9 protein-coding genes are annotated in these 9043 nt (G+C 46.4%); 7 read left to right on the top strand and 2 right to left on the bottom strand.

Annotated features, from left to right (window positions below; genetic code table 11):
- Positions 1-70 precede the first annotated feature (70 nt).
- The 7 genes from KKE17_08825 (at position 71) to KKE17_08795 (ending at position 7548) form a co-directional block, all read left to right on the top strand.
- Positions 71-349 (top strand): hypothetical protein, encoded by a 279-nt coding sequence (locus KKE17_08825; protein ID MBU1710091.1) that lies wholly within the window; start codon positions 71-73, stop codon positions 347-349.
- A gap of 89 nt (positions 350-438) precedes the next feature.
- On the top strand, positions 439-1674 hold the full coding sequence (locus KKE17_08820) for a hypothetical protein (GenBank protein MBU1710090.1): 1236 nt from the start codon (positions 439-441) through the stop codon (positions 1672-1674).
- A 4-nt stretch (positions 1675-1678) separates the two neighbouring features.
- Complete coding sequence (locus tag KKE17_08815; GenBank protein ID MBU1710089.1) at positions 1679-2809, top strand: glycosyltransferase; 1131 nt, start codon at positions 1679-1681, stop codon at positions 2807-2809.
- Positions 2806-3687 (top strand): glycosyltransferase, encoded by an 882-nt coding sequence (locus tag KKE17_08810; protein MBU1710088.1) that lies wholly within the window; start codon positions 2806-2808, stop codon positions 3685-3687. The genes KKE17_08815 and KKE17_08810 overlap by 4 nt, the downstream gene beginning before the upstream one ends.
- A gap of 182 nt (positions 3688-3869) precedes the next feature.
- Positions 3870-5168: a hypothetical protein gene (locus tag KKE17_08805; protein ID MBU1710087.1), complete on the top strand. Its 1299-nt coding sequence runs from the start codon at positions 3870-3872 to the stop codon at positions 5166-5168.
- Complete coding sequence (locus KKE17_08800; protein ID MBU1710086.1) at positions 5168-5923, top strand: WecB/TagA/CpsF family glycosyltransferase; 756 nt, start codon at positions 5168-5170, stop codon at positions 5921-5923. Before KKE17_08805 ends, KKE17_08800 begins: the two co-directional genes overlap by 1 nt.
- On the top strand, positions 5920-7548 hold the full coding sequence (locus KKE17_08795) for a right-handed parallel beta-helix repeat-containing protein (protein MBU1710085.1): 1629 nt from the start codon (positions 5920-5922) through the stop codon (positions 7546-7548). The genes KKE17_08800 and KKE17_08795 overlap by 4 nt, the downstream gene beginning before the upstream one ends.
- Before the next feature lie 20 nt (positions 7549-7568).
- On the opposite strand, the gene KKE17_08790 is transcribed toward KKE17_08795, so the two are convergent.
- Positions 7569-8474: a hypothetical protein gene (locus KKE17_08790; GenBank protein MBU1710084.1), complete on the bottom strand. Its 906-nt coding sequence runs from the start codon at positions 8472-8474 to the stop codon at positions 7569-7571.
- 13 nt (positions 8475-8487) lie between these two features.
- Positions 8488-9043 (bottom strand): NAD(P)/FAD-dependent oxidoreductase (locus tag KKE17_08785; GenBank protein ID MBU1710083.1); only part of this gene is annotated, 556 nt, incomplete at its 5' end.

The raw sequence follows: 9043 nt of genomic DNA, 5'->3' as shown, positions 1-9043 counted from the left end.
CCGGCATATATCCTGGCTGACGTTTCGATTAACTCTGACTCTGATTTTTACCGATTATAAAGGAACCAAAATGACTGCCAGCAACGATATTACCAATGAACTCATTACAATTATAACTGAGATGGCGAGCCAATCCGGCCAGCCTGTTCACAATATTACTGCTGATACGTATCTGGGGGGCGATCTCCAGCTCCGATCTCTTGATTTTATCCGACTGGTCGGTGCAATCAATCAACATTTCGGCCGGCATGATATCCCCTTTCAGGAGCTCTTCATTGCTGAAGACGGCTCAATTCTGGAAGACATTCAAGTACGATATGTTGCTGATTTTCTTTCCAGACATTTATGATACTATTTGCTTAAACCTCGTCAACATCCGCCAAAGATCAAATGCTTCTCGCAAACACAAAGCCAACTACATCAATAACTCTGAGGCCCATGCCATATCCCTTCAAGGCCTGCCTGGCCTTGTGTTCGGATATTGATAATTGCGATCTTCAAACCTTTATTGAAATTCACAAATTTATCAACTCCACAAAACACGGTTTGGGGCTGCCGGTTGCCGATTCATTCTTCGCCGTGGCCAATGATCCTCGCCACCTGGCTTTTTTTAACCCGGACGGCTCGAATCGCCCCAAGGAAGCGGAGTTTATCATTCAGGCGGTTCGTGACGGGCTTATCGATTCGCTCCATGCCTGGGGTGATTTTAATCATGGGCCCCCAAAACCTGAATTTCTGCAAACCATCGCCAAAAATCTCAATTCAGATTTTGCACACGCCAACCTACAGATTCCAATCTGGATCAATCACGGCTCCCCCAATAACTATCAGAACTTACATGCCAGACTCTGGCCGGAATATCAAGGCGATAACCCGACATCACCTTATTTCACCATGCCGTTTATCAAAGAATTGGGAATCAAATATTACTGGAACTCGGAACTCTCACCCTGGCCTTTATCCACAAATCATCCCGGGGTAAAATCTAAAAACTTAAAACGAATCGCGGTAAACCTTTTAAAAAATACTGCCAAACAGATGCTCCGCAGGTCATCCCGGATTAGAACTTCACAACAACTTCTTGATCTTACACACGAAACATTTCTCCGCGATGGCAGCCCGATGCTCGCCTTTAATCGATTTGCCAGACATCCGGATCGTCAAAAACTCTGGGACCCTACCCGCCATAGTCTGCGATACAGCCTCGACAAATCAGTGCTTTCAGACCTGGTGAAAAATCAAGGCTATATGATAATTTATACGCATCTGGCAAAACCGCCGGCGCTGGAGGATGAACTTTTTCCGCCGGAAGATGCGAAAGCCTTGAAGATGCTTGCCGACTTCTATCAAAAAGGATCGATCTGGGTTGGGACTACCGCCCAGATTCTCAATTTCAGATTGATGCAGAATTACCTTGATTGGAATGTACAGCAGAAAGGTACTAAGATAGTTATTGATATCAGGCAGGTTAATGACCCGGTCACCGGCCCAAGGATTCCGGATGTAAATGAACTGGCCGGGGTATGCTTTAATACTCCGTCACCGGCGGAAACAATTATTCACATGCAGGGGAAAGCCCTTAACGCCATGATCTTTAATAATGATAATAATGGCTCCGGGGTGATCGGCTTCAACATCCCCCCTGCTCCAAGAACCGATCTGGTAGATAACTGAAGATATGACTGCGCTGGAATCCATCATCATTTACAGGGATCTTATCCTCCCACCATCCGAAACCTTCATCAGAAACCAGGCCGGAACGCTCAGGAAATTCACGCCGTATTTTATAGGCTCCCGGCGAGTACCCGGGTTGGAGCTGCCAAATAATCAAGTTTTTTTATTAAATAACGGCACAGCTCTGGGCCTTATCCGCGAGGCAATGTATAAGCTTTTTGGTTTTGCGCCGTATCTTGAAAAAAAAATCAATGAAATAAATCCCCGCCTTGTTCATGTGCATATGGGAAAGGACGCAACCCTCTATCTGCCGCTCCATAAAAACAAAAGAATCCCGCTGATCGTCACCTTTCACGGCACCGACGCATACACTTCGGATGAGTGGAAAAGAAAGCAGAAAAGAATCACCTTTAAAATATACCTTCGGAGACGTGCCAGACTCATCCATACCGCCGACCTTTTCATTGCTGTATCAAACTCCGTGAAACAAGGGCTTCTGGCTCAGGGATATCCCGAAGGAAAAATCCTTGTCCATTATATCGGCATCGATCTTGACCAATTCAAACCCGATCAGACCATCCAGCGGGAACCCGTTGTCCTTTTTGTGAGCCGCCTGGAAGAATTCAAAGGCTGCCAGTATTTGATTGAAGCCATGGCGGAAATCCAGAAACTCAGGCCGGACATTCGACTTGTGGTGATCGGTGACGGACCGTATCGTCAAACTCTCGAGAAACAGACGCAGATCTCTCTGAAAAACATCGAATTTCTGGGAACACAACCCCATGATGTGGTAAAAGAATGGATGAATAAAGCAACCGTCCTGAGCGTTCCGAGCCTGTGGGAAGGTTTACCGACCTTTGTGCAGGAAGCAATGGCCATGGGGCTTCCCATGGCTTTATTCGATGTAGCTCCTGTCCGGGAAGCATTGGGTGAAGATTTGGCCGATTGCCTTGCAAAACCAAAAAACAGTCATGAACTTGCAGAAAAAATCATGCGGCTCTTTGATAATAATGATCTGTGGCAGAGATTGAGCGTCATCGGCAGAAAAAGGGCCTTAGAATTATTCGACCTGAAAAAACAGACAAAAATCCTTGAAGATACGTATAAGGAACAGATCAAGAAACACAAAAAATGAACAAAAGTTCCATCACCGTTGCCATCATAACCCGAAACCGGGCGCCATTGCTGAAAAAAGCCCTGGACAGTCTTGCCGCCCAGACACGCCCGGCCGATGAAATCCTCATCATCGATAATGCATCGACTGATGATACCCAAAAAGTAGTCGAGCAGATGGCGCAACATTTTCCCATACAATACGTTTTTGAAGATAAAATCGGCATCAGCTCTGCCAGAAACGCCGCTTTGACAGAGTGCAAGGGGGAAATACTGGCATTTATTGATGATGATGCCGTGGCAGATCCCCACTGGCTCAACACAATTGACCAAACTTTCCTGAGAAATCCTCAAGCTGTTGCAGTTCAAGGCAGAACAGATAATTTATTTCCTGAAAATCTGTATGCTTCTCTCGTGCAATTCATCAGCCAGGATATGCCCAAACTTCGCGATAGAGACGGCAATGTCGTCAAGTCGCCCTCAATGATCTGCAGCATGAATCTTGCCTTCAAAATGAATCCGGTAAAAAACCATGGAATTTTTTTTGATACATCCCTGACAAGGGGGGAAGACCGTAACTTCGGCCACCAGCTGCTGCGCAATAATATGTTGATTATCTATGCCGAAGATGCGCTAAACTATCATCACTGGCCCCAAACCCTCAAAGGGTATATTGGGGTGCGCTGGAAGGCGGGCGTTGCCAGAGGGCTCTTGAAACAGAAATTCGAGAAGGGGTCGTTTAATACGGAAACAAGAAAATGGGGATTGGCAAAAACCCTGAAAACCGCCTGGGCAGCAACAAAAAAAAGAAATATCTTCCGGCGGTTATCGTTTCTCTCCCTTCTTGTTGCGGGAAAACTGATTTCAGAAATCGCCCAGTTTCGGACAAAAGATGAGTAGTTAGTGTCTGTCCATAAACGAGGATTCTTGTTCGAGATTAAGGCATACGAAAAAAATAAGCACAGGCATATGTAGGATATTCCGAGCATTATTTTTTTCGTATAACACAGAGATCGGGAAAAAAGACCGTTTAGGGACAGACACTAGTTAATCAGCCTCAAAAATCAGAAGGACGCTGGCTTATGGGCGGCTATTCAAAAATCGAAAGGATAATTGCAAAAGTGCTGGAGAATTTTCCATTGCTTCGCATTGTTGTAAAAGAATCCTATAAACGCCTCACCTACGTTTTTTATCGAAAAAGAGGCTTCCAATTCAGGCTGCAGCCGCTGGTGAAGTTACAATCAGCCTTTGAGTGGGCGAGAATCGAACCAATCCCCGGTGAATATTTCTACGGCTATTACGACAAATCCCCCTGGTCGGACGATATGCAAAAAATGCTTCTCCACCATTGGCAGAAAGGCAAACTGGAAGTTATAGTTCTTGAAAAGGGTAAGGCTGCCCCAGCAAAACTGGGAACCACTCTTTCCTGGAACTGGCAGCAAGGGGCAATGGCGCAATGGGCAACAATCGACCAGGAACAGGAACAGTGCGTGGTGTTCAACGTGATCAACGAAGGCATCCTGGGAATGAAAATCATCCGTCCAGGTTCAACTTACGAGCAGTTCATCCCCTGGCCGATTCAGGCGCTCAGTCCCCGGAAACCCGAAGCCCTGTCCATCAATTACAAACGCCTCTTTCTGATCCGGGATTGTTATGGATATGCCCCTGAAGTAAATAATTTTACAGGAAAAATGGATGCTGAAAAAGACGGTGTATGGCGGATAAATCTCAAGACCGGCATCGGTCATCTGATCATTTCATTAAAGCAACTTATGGGGCTCCATCCGGTTCCCGAGATGTTCGAAGCCGACCACAAGGTGAATCACCTGATCTATTCCTCCAATGGCGAGAGATTTGTTTTCCTGCATCGGTATTATAACCCCCAAGGCCGTTTCTCAAGGCTGTATGCGGCAAATAATGACGGTAGCTGCCTCAAACTATTGTTGAACGCCCGCATGGTTTCCCATTATCACTGGCTGGATGATGATACTCTCGTCGCCTGGGCAAGAACCCATGAGCATGGCGACAAATATTACCGGGTCAATGCAACCAATGGGGATATATCAATTATCGGCGAAAATGTTCTCGAACACTTCGGTGACGGCCATTGCTCGGTTTCCACTGACGGCCGGTTCCTGCTCACCGACACCTATCCGGATAAAGCAAGGAATCAGCGATTGGTAATTTATGATCTGGAAAAAAATAAATCGCATCTTGTAGGCACTTTTTTTACTCCGTGGAACTATTATGAGTACAACCGCTGCGACCTCCATCCCCGCTGGAGCCAGGACAACAACTTCATTTCCATCGACTCGACCCACAGCGGCAAACGGCAAAGTTATGTCCTCTCCATGAAAGAATTTCTGGATTCAATCGGATAATGAACCCTTCGCCCCTCAAAAAAGTCGATATTGCAGGAAGTTCGATAACCCCGGCCACCCTTAGTGAACTTCACGCCGGAATCGCCGAAATCATTGCCAGAAACGACAAAGGGTTTGTCTTGTCCGGCAACGTCCACAGCATGAATCTTGCCGCAAAACTTCCGTGGCTCAAGGATTTTTTCAACCGCGCCGACATTGTCCGTGTGGACGGCGCAGGCCTGGTGCTGGGTGCGAGAATCCTCGGGCATGCCATACCGCCTAGACTTACCTGGGCCGATTGGGGCCTGCCTCTCGCCAAGTTCATCACCGATAAAGGGTACAGCCTTTTTCTTTTAGGCGGGCCTCATGGCGCTGCGCAAATGACTGCGGAAATCTTCCGCCAGAAAAATCCCTCAATAAACATAGTCGGCACGCATCACGGATATTTTGCAAAACAGGGAGATGAAAACCATGCTATACTGGAACAAATCAACCAGGCGACCCCGGATATCCTCGTTGTTGGACTTGGCATGCCGCTTCAGGAAAAATGGATACTTGAAAACGAGGACCGTCTAAATGTAAAAATAATACTAACCTGCGGCGCGGCATTTGAATATTTATCAGGCACCAAACAAAGATGTCCAAAATGGATGGGAGATGCCGGCCTTGAATGGCTCTATCGCCTTCTTCAGGAACCGAAAAGAATGTTCAAGCGCTATGTGGTCGGAAACACAGTATTCATTTTAAGAGTCTTGCGGGAACGATTAACACCATGAAGCTGATCAAAATACCATTATTACTACTGCTCATCATAATTTTCCTGCTGTTCAGCGCACAAGCTTTTGCACAGGAATTTTTCGTATCCCCCCAGGGAAACGATAAGGCCGGAGCCGGCACCATAATCCATCCATGGAAGACAATATCCAAAGGTGTCAAGAAACTCCGTCCAGGGGACATCTTGAATATCCGTGAAGGAGTGTATCGTGAATCCGTAAGACTCAAAATCACCGGCAGCCATGAACAGCCGATCACCATCAGAAATTACAAAGACGAAAAAGTAGTGCTTACCGGAACCGTTGCGATCAACGGCGGCTGGCAGAAATATGACAATAACGGCAAGACCCTCTGGCAAAGAAATATATGGGATGATGCTAAAAACTTTTCCAAAAAAAAAAGCAACAAAAACAGATTCCAGCCTCGTATCCTGATCCAGAACAGCAATGGCCAAGAAATGGGGGATTTCCTCAAAGCCGATCCCATAGGGGCAACCCCCATACCGCCGCACCAGGAAATTTCCTTATCGGAAGTAAATGAACCGGGAGAATGGTTTTTTGATTCACAACACGGCACTCTCTCTGTTTTTCCCAGAGATATTGATAATAAAGGCTTTGATGCAAATAATTACACATTTGAAGTCGGGGTTTTGGCAACGGCAATTATTGAGAGCGGCTCAAAGGTCTTCAGGGGAATTATCATCGACGGATTGCATTTTTACGGTTACACCGGGGTTTCGTTTGTTGAACTCGACAAGGTCGAGGCCGGCGGCGGCATCTTTTTTGCTCAATGGGACACGAAAAATCAATATTTCCGTTCACAAATTCAAATTAAAAACTGCACATTTGAAAAATGCTACAGACCGGTGGTGCTCGTACAGATTGATTACGTAACAATATCCAATTGCCGATTTATCGAATGCTTTGATCAGGGAATCGCCGCCTACCGAGGCAACAAACAGGATTTGATTGAAGGGAAAAACGACGATATCCACATAACCGATACCACTTTCAAATGGATGTACAACCACTATCCGCCGATCCAGGGCGGCGGTGGATCTCGATCCGCTGCCATCAAGATCATGGCCACCCGCGGCGCTAAAGTCGAAAACTGTATAGTTGATTATGCTGAGAATATCAACGGCATCTGGTTCGATGTCGGCTCCTCCCATGGTATAATTGCAAACAACACTATTTCACGAGTGGGCAAGGCCGGGATATTTGTCGAAAATAAATCCAATTATGTAAAAGTCGAAAACAACACGGTCAAAGAATCCGGTGCAGGAATAAAGATAGGGACGGTAAATTCCAGACAGGGTAAAGACAATGCCCCCATTGAGACGATGATGACTTCGAATACCATAGAAAACTGCAAGGTTGGCGTGCTTCTCGAGGCTGCCGTCAAACCGGCTATCGAAAAAAATTCCATCCATGATTCCCAGCTGTCTCAGGTTTATGTCTCCGATGAAACAGAGCAATGGAATGACAATCAGGGAATCACAATTAAGGAAAATTCAATTACCACAAAAGGCGGCCAATATTTCTATAAATGGGGCGGAAAATATACCAATCCTGCGGATTTGACCGGGGCAGAGCTTAAAGGTAAATCCAAAATCAAGGTTGATTGAAGATCAAGCACCAGACCTCGCTAATCAATAAAAAACTCCTGCCAAGGGGTCTGTGCAAATCGGTTTTTGAGTTCCTGATAATTGGCAATGGATTCCGACAGGGGCTTACGGTTCTGTTTTGCAAGAGAATCGGATAGTTCCACCTCGCCTTCAAGCCCAAGCAATGAATAAATCTTTTCCATCTCCACCCTGGGATCTGATTTGATATTTTCGTAAAGAATATCTGTTTTGGCATGATCCTTGAAAAACTCGTCATACTCCTGTTCCCAGGCGGTGCTCCTTTCAAAGGCCTCAAGGCAATCCTCATATGAGAGATATACCGGCTCTCGGGATGATTTGCCGCTATTAATCTCCCCCGCCCCGGAAATCTTTCTTGGTATGTCTTTAATCGCTTTGATGGCCCGTGCTTTTACCCCTTTGGGTTTTGTCCACTCATCGGTCATAAAGGCGCGCCTGAGCGATAAAAACGTCGCAAGCTTATTCTTTCTTTTCAGATGAATCACTTTGAGTTCGGGATCATTTTTGAGATACGCCCAAACTCCCTGGATTTTGGGGCCAAGTTCTTCCAGATTATATTTTTCCCGGAGAAGATCATGGAGTCGGTTGATCCTTTTTTTCAGATGCGGCGGGGCATATTCAATGTTTTTGTCCGGATAATTTCCCGGCAAGAGTTGCCCCGTGGTGGCATGATAGTAGAAAATCTTGAATCCGATGGTTTTGATGGAATCATTAGCAGCGAGAGCCAGTTGATCCTCAAGGTATTGCAGCGGATTATCAAGAAACCGAATCTGAAGCACTTTTTTCAAGCTGTTGAGATTAAATAATTCGCCGAGCACGCGGACTTCAGGGCAGGCCTTGAGCTGGTCTACCAGGAGATTCGAACCGGTTCGGGCGTTGCCGAGTATGATGAATTTCACAGGGTCCATGAAAAAATACCAGCTATGACTTTAGCGCCTTAAATGGTTTGCCGTCCTGTTTGCAGATCATCTCAATGACTTTTTTGCCGGAAATCGCGGCCGGCGGGATGCCGCCGCCCGGTTCCACCCATTGCCCGGCCATATAGAAATTCTTGAGTCCGGGAAGCGTCTTGCCCATGCCGTCCGCCATTGCCATTCCAATGGTATCAGGAGTAACCAGCCAGCCCTCGATGGCCCCCTTCCAGTTAGCGGTATATCGTTCGTAGGTCACAGGTGTTGCAACATCAATCGCTTCAATCTTTTCAGCAATCCCGGGAAAGCGATTTGCAAGTTCCTTGATAATCTGATCTGCAACTTGCTTTTTCTCCTTATTATACCCAACGCGGTTGCCACGGAGTTTTTTCCAGTAATCATAGGATGCCTTGAAGGTTATGATCAGCACTGATTTGCCATTGGGCGCCATGGTCGGGTCATAACCGTAATGCCTGATACTGATCCGATCAAGGATTTCTCCTGCAACTTCAATCACCTCGGAGGGTTGAATTACCGCCTTATGCGGCTGGTCCGAGAAATCCCCT

The sequence above is a fragment of the Pseudomonadota bacterium genome, from assembly GCA_018823135.1.
Taxonomy (GTDB): domain Bacteria; phylum Desulfobacterota; class Desulfobulbia; order Desulfobulbales; family CALZHT01; genus JAHJJF01.
Note: the sequence above shows the minus strand (reverse complement) of the source record. Positions and strands in the feature narration are given on the sequence as shown.

Coding starts and splice junctions, on each gene's coding strand:
- KKE17_08825 (MBU1710091.1), top strand. CDS start 71: ATGACTGCCAGCAACGATATTACCAATGAACTCATTACAATTATAACT.
- KKE17_08820 (MBU1710090.1), top strand. CDS start 439: ATGCCATATCCCTTCAAGGCCTGCCTGGCCTTGTGTTCGGATATTGAT.
- KKE17_08815 (MBU1710089.1), top strand. CDS start 1,679: ATGACTGCGCTGGAATCCATCATCATTTACAGGGATCTTATCCTCCCA.
- KKE17_08810 (MBU1710088.1), top strand. CDS start 2,806: ATGAACAAAAGTTCCATCACCGTTGCCATCATAACCCGAAACCGGGCG.
- KKE17_08805 (MBU1710087.1), top strand. CDS start 3,870: ATGGGCGGCTATTCAAAAATCGAAAGGATAATTGCAAAAGTGCTGGAG.
- KKE17_08800 (MBU1710086.1), top strand. CDS start 5,168: ATGAACCCTTCGCCCCTCAAAAAAGTCGATATTGCAGGAAGTTCGATA.
- KKE17_08795 (MBU1710085.1), top strand. CDS start 5,920: ATGAAGCTGATCAAAATACCATTATTACTACTGCTCATCATAATTTTC.
- KKE17_08790 (MBU1710084.1), bottom strand. CDS start 8,474: ATGGACCCTGTGAAATTCATCATACTCGGCAACGCCCGAACCGGTTCG.